This window comes from Mesobacillus jeotgali, from assembly GCF_031759225.1.
Lineage (GTDB): Bacteria > Bacillota > Bacilli > Bacillales > Cytobacillaceae > Mesobacillus > Mesobacillus jeotgali_B.
Map to the genome: position 1 here is coordinate 3,369,481 of NZ_CP134494.1, position 19,899 is coordinate 3,389,379.

Here is a 19,899-nt window from a genome sequence, read left to right on the forward strand (position 1 = left end):
ACATAATAATATATGTTCTTTTAATGGCCAGCTTGGCTCAACCGGATTCTGTCGAAGCACCAACCTTAAGGATTTCGTAAAAAGGTTTCGCCGCATCTGACAACGAGAATTTTATCTTAAAGCCCAATGCTTTTTCAAGCCTCAATTTATGGATATCAGCCTCACCGGAAAATTGCTTGATGACTTCATCCGTTGCGGCAAGGAGAACTTCATCATAATCTGAATTTTTGTATTCCCATAGCGCGCGCTCGAGCTGGTACGCGACAGTCTCTGAGCTGAGTACCTGCCCGGTGCCTCCGCATGTCCAGCATTTTTCAGTCAGGGTCTCGGCCATCGACTGCTTCGTCTTCTTTCTTGTCAACTGAAGGATTCCCAGCTCTGTAAATCCGATGATCCGTGTCCTGCGCCCATCCAGAAGCAATTCTTTTTGAATGTGCTTCAACACCTTGTCCCTCTCACTCTGACTCTTCATATCAATAAAATCGATCAAAATGATGCCCGCAAGATCCCTGAGCCTGATTTGCCTTGCCGCTTCGGCTGCAGCATTCATATTCGTTTTCATGACGGTGTCGCGCAAATCACTCTTACCGGAAAACTTCCCTGTGTTCACATCGATCATCGTCAGTGCCTCACCCTGGTCAATGACCATGTAGGCCCCTTTTTCGAGCCAGACCATCCTTTTAAGCAACCGCTCGATTTCTTGCTCGATTTTATAAAAAAAGAAGATATTTTCTTTGCCATTATAAAACTCTGACTCTATCCCCTCTGGATGATGCTGCTGGATTCTTTTTTTCATATCGAGGCAATCTGTGATCACTTCAACATTTTCAACAGAAAGAAGGGCTGACATCGCCTGCTCAAAAAAGTAGTCACGACTATGAACAACCCCTGGCTTCTTCATGGCTGACATGGACTTTGCCATTTGAGCGTATTGATCCCGCTGCTGCTCCAGCTCACTCATGATGACTTCCTCTGTCTGACTCAGGCTTTCAGTCCTGAAAATGAGGCCTTCTTCGGGCGTCTTAACCTGGCTGGCAAATTCTCTCCATTTATCCCTGGTTTCTGGTGATTCTGCCTTTTTAGATACAGCTATGTATTTTCCGTGAGGCATATAGACAAGGTTCTCACCCTGTAACTCAATGACTCCCGTCAGCCTTGCCCCCTTTGTTCCGGCCGCATCCTTTTCAACCTGGACTAGCAGCTTTTCACCTTGATGGACATAGGAAGAAATCGAGCGGCTATTTTTCTTCTCGTCATCTGAAAGTACATAGGAAGGGAGCTTCTCTTTTTGAAGAAAGCCGCTCATTTCTTCGCCAAAATTGACGAAGGCGGCGTTCATTCCAGGGATGACTTTTTCGACGATGCCCAGATAAATATTCCCGACTAGCGATTGCTGGCCAGGCTGTTCAATATATATTTTTTCGACTTCGCCATCCTTGACCATAGCGAAGCGCTTTTCTCTCGAATTGGCATTAATGATTAACTTGTTCATTGTTTCTCCTCACGCAAAAAAATGCAGCGCAAAAGGTATCTGCGCTGCATTCATTATCCTATTTTAAAAGGTGTAAAGCAAATCTCCAATTTTGGCTGATAATAGCTTCTCACTGAAAAAAGCATGGAGCAATTCATTCTCATCCATGACCATTTCCTTGCCGTCCTTCTGCTTTACGATGATGGGATGCTTGCAGCCGCGCTGGAATTTTCCCAGTACCTGCCCGACCATTTCATTCTCGGTTGCGTTGATCGGCTTCAGCTCTCTCAAATCCAGCTGCTTTCCATAATGCCTTTCCATCAAAAAGCGCATGAATGTAAACCGTCTCTGCTTCCATTCAAAGTACAGGGAGAAAGCCAGGAAACCGATGATGACCCAGACATTCAATGTCATTGGTGCCATGACGATGAGGATGGCTGAAAATATCGCAAGTGTTCCTGCTGAGACATACAGCGTCCGCACATGGGCTTCCTGAAAGGAAGTGGACATCGATAGCAGGATGAACAACAGCTTGCCCCCATCCAACGGCCAGATTGGGATCAGATTGAACAAGAGCACCATCATATTGTATTCGATGAATAACATATGCCATTTTTCCGGAACTAGCCCTGCGGCAAACAGCAAATAGGAGAGGGCCATCATCCAGACATGCTGCAGAGGACCTGCAAGAACGACGATCAGTTCCTCTTTTAACGGTCTGTTCCCGTGCTCATCCATTTCCGCTACACCGCCGAATGGCAGCAGGGCGATTTTCTTGATTCTCCACGAAAAAAAAGAAGCTGCAGCACCATGTCCCATTTCATGAACAAAAATAATCAGCAGCACCATCATCAGCTCTATGAAATGCGCGGTCGCAACAGCAAGGGCGATGATCACCCACAACAATGGATGGATGTGTATTTTTCGCAATAATTCAATGGCTTTATTCAAACTTGATCACCTGGACAGGATCAACGAAGTCATCCCCTTTTTTTATAGCGAAGTAAAACGAACCTTTAATGCCATCCGTACTGTCCATCGCACTTCCAACCTTCGTTCCCTTGGAGATATATTCATAGAGGCTTACGTCGATTTCATCAAGATTTCCGTACCATGTTTCACTCTTGTCTGCATGCTGCACAATGACCGTTTTGCCGAACCCTTCCTTCATCCCGACGAAGTGGACAAGACCTTCATCCATGGCTTCTACACCGGCACCTTTGCCGGTTTCAATCATGATTCTCTGGCCATTATCGCCAAAATCTTCAAGGATCTTCCCTGATGCAGGGAGTGCATACTCATTGTCTGGAGCCAGCTCCTGTTTGTTTTCTTCCTCAGTACTTTCTTTGGCTGGAAGCAGAGCCAAAGGCTTTCCGAATTGGTCTTCATACCAGTTCGAAACGGCAGCAAACTGGAATTCCTGTTCCATCGTATGCTTCACGTATTGCTGGATTGTTTCTGCTTTTTCAGATGGACTGCGGTAAATGATCGCAATGATCAAAACGAGGCACGCCGAAGCAAGCACCTTGAATAAAAATACTTCCTTCTTGAATAAAGGATGTCCGCCTTCCCCCGGCCCCATGTCATAAGATGGAATCCGGTCAAAACCATGCCGCTCCTCCTCCGTCGAAAAAAAGCGATTATGGTTCATCTTCTCCATTCTATCCCGCTCTCTTTTCCTCTTCATCATCCTTCTGCGTATATCATCAGCTCTCGAGTTCATCCAATCCCACCATTCCCCTTGTACTCTAAGTTAGTACAAGTCTATGACCTGTCCAACGAGAGTATGACAAATTCGATGAATGGAAAATGTGATGAGGATTGAAGAGAACAACGAGGGCGGCAATACAGAAAGACTTCAGTAGCCAGGGTTGATATAAAAAAAGCACCTGCCCTCGAACAAGTGAGAGGAGATGCCTTGTGATCAGCGGACGCCGAAGAATTTTTTGATCTTCGAAAATACGCCTTTGTTTTCATTATCCAATTGCTGCAATGGGACCGATTCACCAAGAATCCTCCTGGCGATGTTCCTGTACGCAATAGATGCTTTGCTATTTGGATTCAGTGCGATTGGTTCGCCGTGGTTTGAAGCTTTGATGACTTCATCATCATCGGCCACAATCCCAATTAAATCGATGGATAGATGTGTCGTGATTTCATCGACATCAAGCATGTCGCCATTTTTCATCATATGGCTGCGGATCCTGTTGATGACAAGCTTTGGTGATTCAACATTCTCTTCTTTTTCAAGCAGTCCGATAATCCTGTCAGCATCCCTGACTGCGGAAACCTCTGGTGTTGTGACGACAATTGCCTTATCAGCACCTGCAACCGCGTTTTTATAGCCCTGCTCGATTCCTGCCGGGCAATCGATGATGATGTAATCATAATCCTGCTTCAGTTCATTCACTAATTTCCTCATTTGTTCCGGCTGGACCGCAGTTTTATCACTAGTCTGTGCAGCAGGAAGCAAATATAGGTGGTCATCGAAGCGCTTATCTTTTACTAGTGCCTGATGGATTTTGCATCTTCCTTCGATTACATCGACAAGATCATAAATAATGCGATTTTCAAGCCCCATGACAACGTCCAGGTTACGCAAGCCGATATCTGTATCGACAAGGCAGACTCTTTTGCCTTGAAGGGCCAAAGCTGTACCAATATTAGCAGAAGTTGTCGTTTTGCCAACTCCGCCTTTTCCGGATGTAATCACTATCGCTTCTCCCATTTAGAGGCCTCCTTCGAATCTAGTTAAATTAGGTCTTTTCTTCATTAAAACTTGTAATCTATCAACTACAATCTGTTGACTGTCTGATATGTATGCACATTCCATCACACGTTTTTCTTCATCAGGAACATGGTCCGGGGCGCGGTTGATGCATTCACTGATCCGTAGTTGAGACGGCTTCATGACAGATGCCGCAATGACTGCTTCATCATTGCCTTCCGAACCTGCATGTGCAACCCCTTTTAAAGCGCCCATGATAAAGATATTCCCTGTCGCCTTGACCGTTCCTCCGGGATTGACATCTCCAATGAGCAGCAAGTCCCCAGTTATTTCAAGAACCTGTCCTGAACGGATCACTTTGGCAACAGGCACGATTTCTGTTTCCTGGCGAAGCTTGTCAGCCTCCTCCCTGGTGATCACATTGGTCACCAGATCCTCGACGATCAAGTTCCTCTTCTGCCGGATCAGGTCTTTCAGCTCTTCTTCTTGAGCTTTTGTAAGGTACCTATTACCTACCTTAACCTTTACCGAAAGCAGCTGCTGCTCTTCCTGGACACGGGAAGAATTCGAGAGTTTCCTGTCGAGCTCCTTCTTAAGTTCATCATAGGAGCAATTATCATCCAAATGGAGCGTAAGCCCATCTTTTGTTCCTTTTATCGTCACATTTTGTGATTTCTTCATACTGGATGTTCACCTCATACGAAAAGCGCAAGCGCATTGGTCAGCCCCGACCAGCGTTGGAGGGCCTGACAATGAAGTCGTTCTTTGACTTCATTGGCAAGACCGAAACGTCTCGAGGGGCTAGGCGCTGGAGCTAGACACTAATCTAAGTGTAAAAAGTCTAAACATTTCTAATACGAAAAGCGCAAGCGCCTTCAGCCTCAAAACGGTCACAGGGGCTGGGCACTGGAGCTGGACATTTATCTGCTGTATTGTAATAAAATCATTTTACCTGAAAGAAATTCGACATCCCGCCGCCAAATTCCTTTAATCGGAATGCATGTACAATATTTTTATAGCTCCGATATAAGTTTAGCAGCGAATTTAATCGAGCCTTAACCGGTCTGCAGCATTCTCGAACTGCTTTTTAAATGGATAGGCAGCCAATATGATGAAAGCAAGGTTCAGAATCAATGTAGGGACTAGTCTTATTCTAACATAGGTCGAAAAGTCCAGGTCAGTAATTTTTATCAACAGCATCAACTCGTAAACCCCTACCTCCAGGAGTGTGATGCCAAGAAGGGATAAAATTGACACGATCAAAATATTGGTCTGTAAGATCCTCATCATATTCGCGATCAAATAAGCAATGAACGGAAACATGAATAGATAGATCCCGATGATCTCGGTGTAGACGATATCAAAAAGAAGTCCAAAAATGATTCCGTAAAGGATTCCATGCTTTGGACTCAGGTAGGCCGTCAAAAACAAGATCCCGGCCATAAGGAAATGCGGTACAAGAATCCGGTCACTGTTAAATAACTCGGCAGGCAGCAACTCTACAAATAAACTTTCCAGAATGAATAAAAAAGCGAAAAGAGCAGGGAGCAGGAATCGGATCAATTGCCTTCCTCCTCGCCTTCGCTATCTTCCAAGCTTTCCTCTATATCAACTGAAATCATGGATTTTTTTACAACCATGACATGTTCCAGGTCATAAAGATTTGCTTCTGGTTTTATATATGCGGTTTGATTCAAGCCAAATTGATCAGGAACAACCTTGACAACCTTGCCGATAGGAAGGTCTTTCGGGAAAATCCCACCCATTCCGGTAGTAACGACATTTTGTCCTTTTTCAATTTCCGCGTCATATGGCAATCCTTTTAATAATAGAAGCTCATTTTTCTTGTCATATCCTTCGATCGTGCCGTAAAGTGGCTTATCGGCCTGCAGGATGGCAGAAATCCTGTTGGTCGGGTCGATCGAACTGATGAGCTGCACAGTTGCAGAAAATGGAGTCGTACTCTTGACTTTGCCAATCAATCCTTTTGAAGTGATGACGGCCATATTTTTTTCAACACCATTGGAGGCGCCTTTATTGATGATGATCAGCTCATTCCACCGTTCAGGGCTTCTGGCGATCCTGACAGCCTGGATTGGCTCATAGTCTGCTAGTGATTCTTTCTTATCTAAAATTTCCTGAAGCTCCTCGTTTTCTTTTTCAAGGGAGTATACTTTCGCTTCAAGGCGGGCCATATCATCAACGCGTTTCTTCAACTCTTTGTTTTCCTGATATGTATTTTGCAAGTCTTGAAGGTTTTCAATCAAACCAGCGATATAATTCGAAGGCCTTGAAACAACAGACTGTACCCAGCTTGTCGAGTCTTTGATAAACTGCTCGGGCCATGTCAATTCTTCTCTTTCCCTTAAAGAAAATCCAATCAATGCCACGAGGACTATAATGCTCACAAGCAGCATTATCAGGCGTTTATTAAAAAAGAACTGTGGCATGGATGTACACCTCTAATCTAAAAAAATGGATTACAGAAGAGGAGGGAAGTGGATGATCCCCGCTTCCCTTCCTTATTACCTTGATTCTTTTGCTTTAGTTTTGAATAAATCGATATGGTCTAATGCCTTTCCTGTACCGATTGCAACACAGTCCAGCGGGTCCTCGGCAATCAAGACAGGCATTTTTGTTTCTTCACTGATGACCTTGTCCAAATTACGCAGCAACGCCCCTCCGCCAGTAAGGACAATTCCTCGGTCCATGATGTCAGAAGCAAGTTCCGGCGGTGTTTTTTCCAGTGTCAGCTTGACTGCATCGACAATGGCGTATACGGTGTCACGCAATGCTTTAGCAATTTCTTCAGCCGTGATTTCAATTGTCTTAGGCAGTCCTGTCAGCAAGTCACGGCCGCGGATTTCCATATTTTCAATGCCATCCGCATCTCCTGCTGAACCTACTTCCATTTTAATCGCTTCAGCTGTTCTTTCACCAATCATAAGGTTGTAAGTTTTACGGATATAATTGATGATTGCGTCATCCATCTCATCACCAGCAATACGGACAGATTGAGATGTTACAATCCCGCCTAGTGAAATGATCGCGACTTCTGTCGTCCCGCCGCCAATGTCGACAACCATGCTGCCAGTCGGTTCCCATACAGGAAGGTTTGCTCCGATTGCTGCCGCAAATGGCTCCTCAATGGTAAACGCATCCCTTGCGCCTGCCTGGCGAGTCGCATCAATTACCGCACGCTCTTCAACCGCAGTGATTCCGGATGGAACACATATCATGACATATGGCTTCCCGGCAAACCAGCCTTTATTCTTCGTAGCCTGTTTGATGTAGTATTTCATCATTGTCGCTGTTGTCTCGTAATCAGCAATGACGCCATCCTTCATCGGCCTTAATGCTACGACATTTCCAGGTGTACGACCGATCATGTTCTTTGCGTCATTACCGACTGCAACGATATTTTTTGTATCAGTCTGAAGCGCCACAACCGAAGGCTCTCTTAAAACGATTCCTTTTCCTTTAACATAAACAAGTGTATTAGCAGTACCAAGGTCAATTCCAAGGTCTCTTGTACCAATCCCAAACATAGTTGTATCTCCCTTTCTTAACAAAAAATGCAATAAAAGAACAGGCAATCTATAACAAAATTAGTTGAATGTTCATAGTCAGATTTTCCGACAAAATTTTAACTTGTTCCGCAAAAATCATAAATTATATTATATCGTAACGTCAATCAAAATCCTAGTATCATACATACCCTTTTTCCTTCAAACTAACATATTTATTTTCCCCAATGATCAAATGATCTAACAATTCAATTCCGACTATTTTCCCGGACTCGGCAAGTCGCTTGGTGACTTCGATATCCTCCCTGCTCGGAGTCGGATCACCCGATGGATGATTGTGGACGCAAATCACTGATGCTGCCGATCTGCGGACAGCTTCCTTGAACACCTCTCTTGGGTGGACAATTGAAGCGTTAAGGCTGCCGATGAAAATCGTCTGCCTGTGAATCACCTGATTTTTCGTATTCAAGTACAGGCAGACAAAGTGCTCCTGTGTCAGGAAGCGCATATCATTCATCAAGTATTTCGCACCGTCTTCCGGTGAGCGAATCACATATCGTTCATCAAGGGTATGGTTGGCGATACGCCTGCCGATTTCAACAGCAGCTAGGACATGAATCGCTTTTGCTTGTCCGATTCCTTTAATTTGTGTCAACTCTTCCAGCGTTGCATCTTTAAGAAGCCGGAGACCTTCAAACTGGGAAAGCATTCGGTTTGCAAGCTGGAGCACTGATTCCTCCCGCGATCCAGTTCCTAACAGCAGGGCAAGCAATTCATGATTGGAGAGACTCTGTGGGCCATTTTGGACAAATCGCTCCCGCGGCCGCTCATTTTGCGGATAATCTCTGATCATTAATGAATGTGTAGACAATACATTTTCCTCCCAGTCATGGATAATGACGAGGGAAGTGTAGAAGAAGTTTCTGTGGTTTTCTTTTAATAAGGAAGGTTGTATCCGATTTTTCTTAACTCCCTGATCAATCTTGATACAGGCAGTCCAACAACTGTGTAATAATCCCCACTGATTTCTTTGACTAGCATGCTGCCGAATCCCTGGATCCCGTAGCCGCCCGCCTTATCGAATGGTTCACCGCTCTTTATATAGGTGTCGATTTCTTCATCTGACAATTCCCAGAACGTCACATCTGTTTTTTCATAGAAACGCGTTTCCTTCTCAGGGGAGATAATCGATACTCCTGTGTAGACTGAATGGGTATCCCCAGACAGCTTTTTGAGCATCTTCAAGGCTTCTTGTCCGCTTTCAGGCTTCCCAAGGATCATGCCGTCATGGACGACAACAGTATCTGATCCAATCACGAAACAATCAGGAAAATTTTGCGCCACCGTTCCCGACTTTCTGGAAGCAAGCTCCATTACCGCGTCGGCAGGGCTCAATGTCTCACTGAAACTTTCGTCTACATCACTGCTCGAGATTTCAAAATTCAAGCGGAGGTTTTCAAGAAGTTCTTTTCGCCGTGGAGAAGAAGAGGCTAAAATGAGGCGTTGCATAAGATCACCTTTCTTTACTTTTTGCATCAAAGGGAGATACAAGCTAATACTATCAAAGTTCACCAATTGTAACAATCTTTAGTCATCGGTTTCGCAAAAAAAATCAGAGCCTGGCACATGATGCCGAAGGCTCTGTTAATTTGTACAATTTCCCGGAAAATATTCTGGTATATTACTTTCCTATAGTCTGATATGCAGAAAGGAATGCCAGAAGGCTTTTTTCCACTTCTCCTAGCTGGTTGGCATCCTTCGTTTTTTGGTAGCTTGCAAAAGCACCACTTGCGCTCTCCATGCTAGCCTTAGCCTTAAGAACGGCTTTATCTGCTACACTCTTGTCTTCAATCTTGGATAGCATCGCCTGGTAATCTTCAACTATTTTTACATCCTCCGCTCCAGCTGCGGAACCGTTCAAAAGGATCGAATAGATTTCCGGAGCCTGCTTGAGGAATTCTGATTCAGCTGCTGTCAATCCAGCTGCCGTTCCGCCTGCAATTTCAAACGGTTTGGCGAACACTTCAACACCTTTAGCCTTCAGTGCTTCTGCCTGTTGTTTGGCAGCCTCAATGCTTCCGGAAGCCCCTAAATAAACAGCAAACTGGCCATTTACAGGAAATAATTCAGCTGTGACTCCTTGTCCGGCAAGGAGGTCCACCCTTTCCTTCGCTCCGGCTTCTGTCGTGAAAATGCCATTCTGAACGATGAAGGTAGGAATTGGTTTTAACTCTAATGACTCCTTCCCGCCTGCCGGTTTTTCTTCTGCTTGCCCCGCTTTTGGCTGGGTCACTGCTGGTGTTGCCGTATCTGACTCTGCCGGCAGGAACTTAAGGAATGTCACTCCAAATGCTGTTCCAATCAAAACGGCAAATAGGATATTCATGATGATTGTCGTATAAAGGCGATTATTACGTTTAATTTTAGGATTCCATACAGAAATGCCAATGCTTTTCTTTTTCTGTTTTTTTTTCTCTGTCGGTGCTATTTTATATTCTTTGACGATTTCCTCTTCGACGGGATCAGGCAAAATCCAATCAAAACTCTCTTCAGTTTGTTCCTGTGCAGCTGCACTTTCATTCAACGCTGCCTCATTTTCCAAAGGATAGACCTTGCTTCGGTCTTCGCGAAGATTGTTGATTTGATAGTTACTGCTCTTTGGTTGATCAATTTGTCGATTCTCAATAGGACCTTCTTGATTATATTTCTTTTTACTATTATCATTTAGTACCTTTTTGTCAGCCTGAATCGGACGGTCCTTGCCATTAATCTTGATAGTGATGGTCTTTCCTTGCTTGTCCAATGCTTGTACCTCCCCCTGCCCGTTCGTGTTTTGCTCCATCCTATCATAGTGGCAAAAAAAAATAACAAGACTTTTGTCGTCTTGTTATAGAATGCTTTCGTCAATTTTTTTACTAGATTTAGTTTTCGTCGGTACTCTGTGTTTCATCAGCTTCCGACTCCTCTGGTTCTACGAGGTTATCCTCTGAATAGTCACCGAAAGTTGGGAATGGGTTGCGTTTATTGGCTGGGGCTGGGGTTTCGATTCTTGGGTTGTCACCCTTTAAATCATCGAAACCTGATAGGTGAAATGCATTAATAGTCAATTCCATCGTAATCCTGCTCTCTTCATCAGATAGTGAACGGATTTCTCCGGGACCGCTGAATAAAATCGATTCGACCATGACAATTCGCTGTAATTCTTCCAGCGTTTCAATGAATTTTTCAAGTTCAAAGTAACTCGCCGATTCAACAGTGACCATTATAGATGTTTTAGAGACTCCATCTGGCATCTGGATAGGGTGAATATCAACCTCTGAGACAGTTTCAGTACCCTGAGCAGCAGTTTCGGACTCTGTAGTCTCCTGTCCGTTGCTAAAAGATTGTTCCCTATCGACAACCTGACCGTCTTTGCTGAATTCCATTGCAGTTATATAGCTGTTTGATACCACTTCTGCTTTTTCCAGATCAAGCACGAGCTGTTCTGTCATCGGATCAACTGGTAGAGTTTTTTGTAATTCCATTGTACTGTTAAAATCACTTGAACTCGCAGTCGACAAACGAGTTTCCAATGTCTTGCTCAACTGTTGCTCCGTTTTAAGCTGGCTTTCTTTCAGAGCAAAACTATCTTTCATAGGGGATATATAAAGGAAGTGTGCGCCAAAATACAGTAATACCGAGAACACTAGCAAAGAAATAAGGATGATTATTTGTTTCTTTTCTAATTGGAGGTTCATGTTCCATCTCCCCCTTTTGATGCAATCCCCTTAGTTTCTTTGAAAAATTCAGGCTTGAATGTAATTTCGAATTCTGCACTGTAACGTGGTAGAACTTTTACTTCCTCCTGCTCAGTTGAGGTATCAGTAGTTGACACTGAAGTTTCTTCATTCTTCGTTTCTGCCACAATATTCAATAGATTAACATCCTCAACCCAATCGGAACCTTTTAATGAACTTAAGTAAAAAGCAGCATCTCTTGAGGCATCAAGTTGAATCTTGATAATTACAGAATCCGTGTTACTATATTCAAATTCTTGAATAAATCCACGCTCAGGTAAAAGGGCAATTATATTTTGCAAAAGTGGCACAGTATCAAACGGATATTGCTGAGCCCAGTTGACCGCTTCTTGAAGCTTTACTGCTGAGTTGCCACTTTCCCCTTCTGCCAGCTTTGACTGCTGAACCTCATTCAACTTCTGTATACTCTCTATTTGTTTATCAATGGAAGCCATTTTTTTCTCATAGTTGTTCCCCTGGAAGAAGACAATCGAGACAGAAATGGTAAATAAAAGGACTCCTGCAATGGCCATAATGAGCGTGGAGGATTTTTTATGTTCTTTTTTGGGTAGTAGGTTAATCTCTACAAGCATCATTACACCTCTTTCAATCCAAGACCAAGAGCCAGATTGTAGCAACTCGGCAATGATTCCTGCTCAATGCCAGGCATGTTGACATTTAAAGTATCGACGGGAATTTCAAACAGCTCTTTCATATCAGCATGTACACGCTCGAGCATTGGATGATCCCCATTTAACAGAATTCTGGTTACTTCTTTTTTGCCATGGGTAAGGGAATAGCGGTAAAAATCCATCAGTTTAGTTATATCCCGATAAATCTCCTCGAATTGATAAGTCAACTCCGGTAGTTCTCCAACATAGACCATTTGTTGCTCAGGGTGGTTGCCACCTTCTCCAAACTTCACGCTCCAATTTTCTTTCAAATCACCTGGGATATGGCGCATGAAGACGGGAATATGCTCCTCAAATATACACATGCTGACAACATCCAGGTCAAATTGGACGGAAAGCAATATCTCTTTTGCCTGATGCATATCAAGCTGGTGATAAAGGCGATAAATCGCCAAAGGTGAGATATCTGCAGCAATCGGCTTAAGCCTGAGGCTCTTGAACAAATCTGCATACTCATTTACATATTGTTCTGGTGCAGCAAAGACAAGGATCTCCTGCTTTTGTCCTTCAACACCTAAAGTGATGACATCGAACACTGGGTCCTCAAAAGGCAAGTGAATCGAAGTACCTAACTCCAAATACAAATAACCATGGATTTCATCTTCCTTAACATCAGCCGGAATAGAAATCTTCCTGATAATGACTAGTGAATCGGGCACGGTAAAGCGGATTTCCCTTTTGGCAATCTTCCAGTCATCAATACACTCATCCAGAATGGTCATCAATGTATCAATATCCTGGATCTTGCCATCCATAATAATTCCATTGGGCAAAATCCGCTGTCCATAGTGAAGTGGAATGGGCGGATTCTTTTGTTTTAATTCAACATAGCGGACTGAATGATCATTGAGAACAAGATTGACAACCTTGTTACTGCCCGAAAAAAGGGAAAACGCCATTTTGAAAACTCCTTACACAGTTAGTAAAAAATTTAAGTACCAATCAATAATTCGTTCTCCAAAGAAATAAGCAACAAGTGTGCCTATGGCAATAAAGGGGCCAAAAGGGATTGCCTGTTTCCGTTTGACCATTCCCGTGATCAGTCCAATGATGCCAAAAAAAGCGCCAAAAAAGGTGGAGAAAAAGAAAGCGAGCAGCATTGTCTTAAAACCGACAGCAAAACCAATCAGCGCAAAAAGCTTGATATCACCGCCGCCCATGCCACCCTTGCTGGCAAAGGCGATCAATAGGAGAAGAACGAATCCCGCCGTTGCACCTATTAAAGAATCCCACCAAGGAGTAAGAGGTTGATAGATTCGCAACGCTGCAAAAATGATAGCAAACACAATCAGTACCTTATCAGGGATAATCATATACGCAAGATCAGAAACAGTGATGATCATGAACAAGGAAATAAGTGTAAGGGCTATGACCAGCTCAAAGTCCCAGCCTATTAAAAAAAATGCGCCCGCAAAAAGCACACCCGTCAAAAGCTCAAACAATGGATAAACAGGAGAAATGCCGACCTTGCACTGGCGGCATTTCCCTTTTTGAAAGACATATGACAAAACTGGTATTAACTCAAACGCTGTAAGCTGATGCCCACACTTCGGACAAGACGAGCGCGGTGCTACGATTGATTTTCCTTCTGGGACTCGAAGGCCTACTACGTTGTAGAAGGAGCCTAGGATGAGGCCGTAAGCCATTGCAAATACTGTAATCAATTATTACCCTCTCTTTGAATTGAAATTTTGACTTTAGTTTGTTGACCCAATCGCATAAGTATTCGGTGCAGCCTCTGTTCCAGTATATTTAGCATCGTTATTTACAACTTCAATAGGCGAATTCGTATAAGTAATAGTAATCTTTCCTGCAGTACCAGTAGCATTTAGACCTAATTTGTTATTCGCATTAATCGTTATTGAAACATTTGTTAACTTTCCATTCTCAAAGTAAGGTGCTAGCTCTGTTGAAGAAATTGTTCCATCGTTATCTTCGCCTACAGCTGCAAGATATAATTTACCAGCATTTAATACGTTTAAAGCATCCGCCTTTACAGCATCCACTTTAGATTTTTGAATTACGTTCCCAATACTCGGCACAGCAATCGCTGCAATAATCCCCAAAATAACAATAACTGCAAGAAGTTCAACCAGTGTCAAACCTCTCTGATCCTTCATTTTTTTCTTAATTGCCTTCAACATGTCTCCATCTCCTCATTAGTAATATTTACCTATGACTTAAGTTATATGTATCTACCAATATTATAATGGATAGATTGTTAGTTTCATATAAGATTATCGTAGTTTTTGTCTCTTTTTGTTAGTTTTTAATTCACATGATTAAAGATGTCGAACATTGGGATCATGATGGATGTGACGATTGTGCCTACGAGTCCGGCGAGTATGACGATCATGATTGGTTCGATTAGTGATTTTAGCTGGTCAGTGCTTGTTTCTACTTCTTTTTCGTAAAACTCAGCCACTTTTCCTAGCATAGAATCCAGTGAGCCTGTTTCTTCCCCGATTGAAATCATCTGGGTGACAAGAGGCGGGAAAGCCCAGTGGTTCATCATCGGTCCTGTCATTGATTGTCCTATTTCAAGTGCGTCCCTCGACTCGCGCACTACCCTTGAAACTACCTCATTCTCGACAACATTTTCCACTATCGATAATGCCTGGAGAATGGGTACTGAACTAGTGAATAAAGAACTTAATGTCCTTGTCATCCGGGCGAGCACTGCTTTTTGCATCAGTTTTCCAAAAATCGGCATTCTTAAAATAGCGTAATCAAGATAGTATTTTGATTTCTTGTTTTTTTTAGCAAAGCTAAACGAGATCACGACAGCCAGGATGAATAGAAGGATCAGCCACCAGTATCCTTGCATGAATTCACTTGCACCGAGCACAAATTTAGTGATTCCCGGCAATTCCCCCCCGAAATCAGCGAACATGTCGACAAATGTAGGAACGACTGATACCAGAAGGAAAATGACGACACCTATTGCAATCAGACCGATGACGGCAGGGTATGTTAATGCCGCTATGACCTTTTGGCGAGTGATATGCTGCTTTTCATAATGGTCGGCTAGGCGTTCGAGTGTCTCATCCATATTTCCGCCTGCCTCGCCCGCTTTCACCATATTGATATACATCGGTGAAAAGATTTTGTCATGTTTGCCAGAAGCCTGGGATAACTGGTTTCCTTCCCTCAGTTCCGCTTCAATATCGAGCAGCGCTTTCCTTAATGCCTTGCTTTCTGTCTGTCTGGCAAGAATATTTGTAGACTCAACAACGGATACACCAGCTTTCAACAGGGTGGCAAACTGGCGAAGATAAATGACAAGATGCTGAAGTTTGACCGGATTCCCAATATTGATTTCCTTAGTCAGCAAAGTTTCCGGGACCTCGAATATTTCTGTTGTCCGGATCCCTTCATCACGCAGCTTTGCCAGTGCCTCACGTTTGGAACCAGCTGTTATTGTACCCGATCGTTTCTTCGTCCGGTCCCGACCGGAGTATTTAAACCGTGCCATTTTTACACCAACTTCTCCTGTAAGTAAGGTTCAGCGGCCTCTCTTGAAATAATCCCTTGCTGAAGCAATTCTTTTATGCTCATTTCAAGCGTATGCATGCCATAAATCCTGGAAGTTTGCATGATACTCATGATTTGGTGGATTTTTTCATTGCGAATTAAATTCGCCACCGCCGCATTGTTGATTAGTATTTCTGTTGCCCCTCTGCGGCTCTTTTTATCGACCGTCGGAAAAAGCCGTTGCGAAATGACGGAAACGAGGACAGATGCCAACTGGATGCGGATTTGCGCTTGCTGGCCAGAAGGAAATACATCAATAATCCGGTTGATCGTTGCCGGTGCGCTTGAGGTATGTAGTGTACCTAGCACAAGATGACCTGTTTCAGCTGCCGTGATCGCTGTCTGGATTGTATCAAGGTCACGCATCTCACCAACAAGGATGACATCAGGATCCTGACGGAGTGCTGCCCGCAGGCCATTTGCGAAATTATTTGTATCAAATCCGACCTCGCGTTGGTCGATAATACTATTTCCGTGTTTGTGGAGATATTCAATCGGATCCTCAAGTGTGACGATATGTTTGCTCATATTTTTATTAATATACTGAATCATAGCCGCTAGTGTGGTTGATTTGCCACTTCCGGTCGGACCAGTTACAAGCACCAGGCCCTGGGGCTTTTCGGCGATTTTTTTCAAGATAGAAGGCAATTCCAACTCTTCAAGTGTAGGGATCCTCGTCGGCACAACACGCGCAGCGAGTGACACACAGCCTCGCTGGTGATAAGCATTGATCCTGAACCTTGAAACTCCGGGTATACCATAGGAAAAATCGAGTTCGCCTTTTGACTTGAATTGATCCCATAACTTCTCCGGAATGATTGCTTTTGCCATTCCTTCCGTATCTTCTGGGACAGTTACTTCGCTTCCAAACCTTTTCAAGTCACCGTTGATCCTCATGATCGGCGGTATGCCGACAGTTATATGGATATCGGAAGCCTTTTGTTCAAAGCCTGAACTTAACAAGTGATCGATTTTATCTTTCATTCTTTCTCCCCGTTTACTCTGTGATTGCCACTCTTAAAACTTCTTCTGTAGTTGTAAGGCCTTGTTTGACCTTCAAAAGACCATCATCAATCAAAAAGATCGTTTCATTGTTGACAGCTATCTCCCTTAGAATGTTGATAGGTTCCTCGTTCATAATTGCCTTGCGTAATTCTCCATTGATTTGCAGCACTTCATGGATAGCAATACGCCCCCTATACCCGGTCATATTACAGGAAGAACAGCCACTTCCTCGCCACACTCTATCAATCTGAATGCCTCTTTTTGAAAAGATGTCGATCTCCCGTTTCGTCGGTTCATGTACCTCTGCACAATCCCTGCAGACTTTCCTGACAAGTCTCTGTGCCACGATGCCGGTTAATGAAGAAGCTACCAGGAAAGGTTCCACTCCCATATCGATCATTCTTGTTATGGAGCTGAGCGCATCATTGGTATGGATTGTGCTTAACACTAGATGGCCGGTCAAAGAGGCTCTGACTGAAACCTCCACAGTTTCCTTATCACGAATTTCCCCGACCATTATGATGTCAGGATCCTGGCGCAGGATTGACCTCAGCCCTGCAGCGAAAGTCATGCCAACATTCGTGTTGACCTGTATTTGGTTGATTCCTTCCAATTGATATTCAACCGGGTCCTCAATTGTAATGATATTCACTTCTTCACTGTTCAGCTTGTTGAGGGCAGCATACAGTGTCGAAGACTTACCTGAACCAGTAGGACCAGTGATTAGAACAATTCCATTCGGCCTGCTGATCATATCCTTAAAGCGTTCCAGATTGTGTTGGTTAAAACCAAGCTTTTCAACATCATTCAATGAGCTGCCCATATCCAGAATACGCATGACAACCTTTTCCCCGAAAACCGTTGGCATGGTAGACACGCGCAAATCGATAGGATGGAAGTCGATGTTGACCTTCATGCGTCCGTCCTGAGGAATACGATTTTCTGTAATATCAAGGTTTGCCATAATTTTGATCCTTGCGATCAGAACATTTTGCATATGTTTGGGGAGTACTCGTTCAACCCTGAGGATACCATCCACCCGATATCGTATAATTACCTTTGTTTCCTGAGGATCAATGTGGATATCGCTTGCCTTGCTGGCAGAAGCATTCGAAAGCAGCTGGTTCACCAGCCTGATGATCGGAGAATCTGCTTCATTAAGTGTTTCTTCTTTGATTGTTTCCATCGGAGCATTCAACTCCAACAAATCTTCAAAGCCTTCATTGCTATCGTAATATTTATTGATTGCCCTGAGGATATCATCCTTGGTAGCTATAGCTGTTTCAACATGAAAACCTGTTGAGAGCCTTAAATCGTCAACTGTAATGAAATCCATGGGATCAGCCATGGCGACAAACAGTTTATCTCCTTCTTTTTTCAAAGGAATGACTAAATTCCTTTTCGCCAAGTCCTTTGGGACCAAGGTGAGTAACTTAGTATCGAAAGGATAACGATACAAGCTGATATGAGGAATGCCTAGCTGGAATTCCAGTACCTCGATTAGCTGCTGCTCTGTAATCAAACCTTGTTGAAGTAAAGCATCGCCGAGTTTTTGGCCTTCAGCTTTATTATTCAAGGCTTCCTGCAGTTGTTCAGCTGTGATCAGCTCTGTATCAACCAACAGGTCCCCCAGCCGCTTACGTGTTTGTCTCATTATTATCACTCCTGTCCCAAATGATTATTTTGGCTGTTCATTCGGTTTACCCCAAAGACCGCCATCATCGGTGTCTTGTTCATCATTAGCTCGTTTGTCAACTGGCTGCTGTTGTTCACCGTCGTTGGATGGCACAGTTGGATTTGTTCCGCTTGGTTGTCCCGGATTACTGTCGTTTTGATCAACTCCAGGAACCGTAACATTATCCGATCCTGTTGTTGAATCTGGAACAGTTTGAATAACTGCTGGTGCTAAAGGAAGCACTTCTACTCGGTGGCTAGGCGGATAAAAATCCTCAGATATGAATTCCGTTTTTAAAAGCTCTCCGTTTTCCCCGTAGATCTCCCTGTTAATTTTTATCATCAAGCCCGCTTTGCCTTCTGTCTGGACAGACTTTTGTCCTTGCTTCAAAAGAGGAGAATATTGCTTGATAATCCTTGGTTTAAATTCCTGTTTATCTGTGGCAGTTATCTTGTATTCATACATTGGTAGTGCCCCTGTCACCACCGCCTCCAGTTCCTGCCCATGTAGATTCCACTCTACCTTATAAGACGTACCGTTTGGGTTATAAAATTTCAAATCAAGATTTTCGGAAAAATCCACTTTAGTTTCATAACCAAGCTCAATATTTTTTGGCAGCTGGCTGCTTAAGTGCCTTTCGACGATTGAAATGTCAGATTGCAGGAGTGCCTTATATAAGGCAGAACCGATTTGACTGAAGGTTGAAGCCGAAACATTTGCCAGGCCGTTTTCATTTGCATACCCAGCAAGCGAAAACATTGAATCTGGCAATATCTCAATTTCAACTAGTTTTTCAATGTTTTCTGATTCAGCATCAGAAGTGAGTTTCACTAAGGCGGTCGAGATTATGACTGGATCTTCAGTAGGAAGAAAGTCCTCAAGCTTGACTGCAATTTCTGGAATCAGTTTTTGTGCAGAAGCTTGCATTTCAATAGTAAGTTTTTCAGTATCAAGTTTGGGAACAATTGAAGAAGGTAAGTTCAGATTATTTATTGTTTCTCCTTCCCAATGAACGTATAGTTCATTAGGTGCTCCACTGGTGGCTGATGAAATTGAATCCTCAACCCCAAAAACAAAACTGTCCGTATTCACAGGATAGTTTTGGCCTTTATAAACAAGCCTTATATTGGCCTCAGCCAACCAACTATCTACTTGTGTTTGAATGTAAGTCGTTGCCTCGTCTTGTGACTTGTTTGAAACATCGAAATTTCCTATTGTCGTATTTTCAGAGAATGCTTGCTTCGCTGACGTCCGTGCGCTGAATATGTCCGAGCCAAAATATGTAAAGCTGAATATAAAGATGGAAAGAACAGAAAGGATCAGTGAAAACTTTACTATTTGCTGTTTTTTCACTATGTAGTCCTCCAAGCATAATAATTGGTAATTTACCTCTTGCTAAAAATTGATAGTACGTCTTAGATAAAATGGATGAAATTTATTTAAAAACCATACCATTTCCTTATATCTTACGACAAAATTTCATTACATCAT

20 protein-coding genes are annotated in these 19,899 nt (G+C 43.3%); all 20 read right to left on the minus strand.

Annotated elements, in window-relative coordinates; all coding sequences use genetic code 11:
- Positions 1-37: 37 nt before the first annotated feature.
- On the minus strand, positions 38-1,492 hold the full coding sequence (locus tag RH061_RS17010; RefSeq protein ID WP_311071942.1) for an Rne/Rng family ribonuclease: 1,455 nt from the start codon (positions 1,490-1,492) through the stop codon (positions 38-40).
- Positions 1,493-1,555: 63 nt separating this feature from the next.
- Positions 1,556-2,422 carry a M50 family metallopeptidase gene (locus RH061_RS17015; RefSeq protein ID WP_311071944.1) on the minus strand — a complete coding sequence of 289 codons (867 nt, stop codon included), beginning with the start codon at positions 2,420-2,422 and terminating at the stop codon, positions 1,556-1,558.
- Positions 2,415-3,194 carry a peptidoglycan DD-metalloendopeptidase family protein gene (locus tag RH061_RS17020; RefSeq protein WP_311071945.1) on the minus strand — a complete coding sequence of 260 codons (780 nt, stop codon included), beginning with the start codon at positions 3,192-3,194 and terminating at the stop codon, positions 2,415-2,417. The genes RH061_RS17015 and RH061_RS17020 overlap by 8 nt, the downstream gene beginning before the upstream one ends.
- 201 nt (positions 3,195-3,395) lie before the next feature.
- The gene (minD, locus tag RH061_RS17025) at positions 3,396-4,199 is read right to left on the minus strand and encodes a septum site-determining protein MinD (RefSeq protein ID WP_311071947.1); all 804 of its coding nucleotides are present in this window, start codon (positions 4,197-4,199) and stop codon (positions 3,396-3,398) included.
- Entirely contained in the window at positions 4,200-4,880 is a 681-nt protein-coding gene (minC, locus tag RH061_RS17030; RefSeq protein ID WP_311071948.1) for a septum site-determining protein MinC, read from the minus strand.
- A gap of 363 nt (positions 4,881-5,243) precedes the next feature.
- Positions 5,244-5,762 carry a rod shape-determining protein MreD gene (gene mreD / locus RH061_RS17035; protein WP_311071949.1) on the minus strand — a complete coding sequence of 173 codons (519 nt, stop codon included), beginning with the start codon at positions 5,760-5,762 and terminating at the stop codon, positions 5,244-5,246.
- Entirely contained in the window at positions 5,759-6,649 is an 891-nt protein-coding gene (gene mreC, locus RH061_RS17040; RefSeq protein WP_311071951.1) for a rod shape-determining protein MreC, read from the minus strand. Before mreC ends, mreD begins: the two co-directional genes overlap by 4 nt.
- A 75-nt stretch (positions 6,650-6,724) precedes the next feature.
- On the minus strand, positions 6,725-7,747 hold the full coding sequence (locus RH061_RS17045) for a rod shape-determining protein (protein ID WP_192471515.1): 1,023 nt from the start codon (positions 7,745-7,747) through the stop codon (positions 6,725-6,727).
- 160 nt (positions 7,748-7,907) lie between these two features.
- Positions 7,908-8,579, minus strand: coding sequence for a RadC family protein (gene radC / locus RH061_RS17050; protein ID WP_396654899.1), 672 nt, complete (start codon positions 8,577-8,579; stop codon positions 7,908-7,910).
- 83 nt (positions 8,580-8,662) lie between these two features.
- Positions 8,663-9,235, minus strand: coding sequence for a Maf family protein (locus tag RH061_RS17055; RefSeq protein ID WP_311071955.1), 573 nt, complete (start codon positions 9,233-9,235; stop codon positions 8,663-8,665).
- A gap of 172 nt (positions 9,236-9,407) precedes the next feature.
- Positions 9,408-10,529, minus strand: a complete 1,122-nt coding sequence (locus RH061_RS17060) for an SPOR domain-containing protein (RefSeq protein ID WP_311071957.1) — start codon at positions 10,527-10,529, stop codon at positions 9,408-9,410.
- 118 nt (positions 10,530-10,647) lie between these two features.
- Complete coding sequence (locus RH061_RS17065; RefSeq protein WP_311071959.1) at positions 10,648-11,463, minus strand: hypothetical protein; 816 nt, start codon at positions 11,461-11,463, stop codon at positions 10,648-10,650.
- Positions 11,460-12,098, minus strand: coding sequence for a PilN domain-containing protein (locus RH061_RS17070; RefSeq protein ID WP_311071961.1), 639 nt, complete (start codon positions 12,096-12,098; stop codon positions 11,460-11,462). The genes RH061_RS17065 and RH061_RS17070 overlap by 4 nt, the downstream gene beginning before the upstream one ends.
- Entirely contained in the window at positions 12,098-13,093 is a 996-nt protein-coding gene (gene pilM / locus RH061_RS17075) for a type IV pilus biogenesis protein PilM (RefSeq protein ID WP_311071962.1), read from the minus strand. Before pilM ends, RH061_RS17070 begins: the two co-directional genes overlap by 1 nt.
- Positions 13,094-13,105: 12 nt before the next feature.
- On the minus strand, positions 13,106-13,855 hold the full coding sequence (locus RH061_RS17080) for a prepilin peptidase (RefSeq protein WP_396654900.1): 750 nt from the start codon (positions 13,853-13,855) through the stop codon (positions 13,106-13,108).
- A 36-nt stretch (positions 13,856-13,891) separates the two neighbouring features.
- A complete protein-coding gene (locus RH061_RS17085) occupies positions 13,892-14,338 on the minus strand; it encodes a type IV pilin protein (RefSeq protein ID WP_311071964.1) in 447 nt (148 codons plus the stop codon).
- 125 nt (positions 14,339-14,463) lie between these two features.
- A complete protein-coding gene (locus tag RH061_RS17090) occupies positions 14,464-15,669 on the minus strand; it encodes a type II secretion system F family protein (RefSeq protein ID WP_311071965.1) in 1,206 nt (401 codons plus the stop codon).
- Between the two features lie 2 nt (positions 15,670-15,671).
- On the minus strand, positions 15,672-16,712 hold the full coding sequence (locus tag RH061_RS17095; protein WP_311071967.1) for a type IV pilus twitching motility protein PilT: 1,041 nt from the start codon (positions 16,710-16,712) through the stop codon (positions 15,672-15,674).
- A gap of 13 nt (positions 16,713-16,725) precedes the next feature.
- On the minus strand, positions 16,726-18,387 hold the full coding sequence (locus RH061_RS17100) for a GspE/PulE family protein (RefSeq protein ID WP_311071969.1): 1,662 nt from the start codon (positions 18,385-18,387) through the stop codon (positions 16,726-16,728).
- 24 nt (positions 18,388-18,411) lie between these two features.
- Positions 18,412-19,761 (minus strand): VanW family protein, encoded by a 1,350-nt coding sequence (locus RH061_RS17105; RefSeq protein ID WP_311071971.1) that lies wholly within the window; start codon positions 19,759-19,761, stop codon positions 18,412-18,414.
- Between the last annotated feature and the right edge of the window lie 138 nt (positions 19,762-19,899).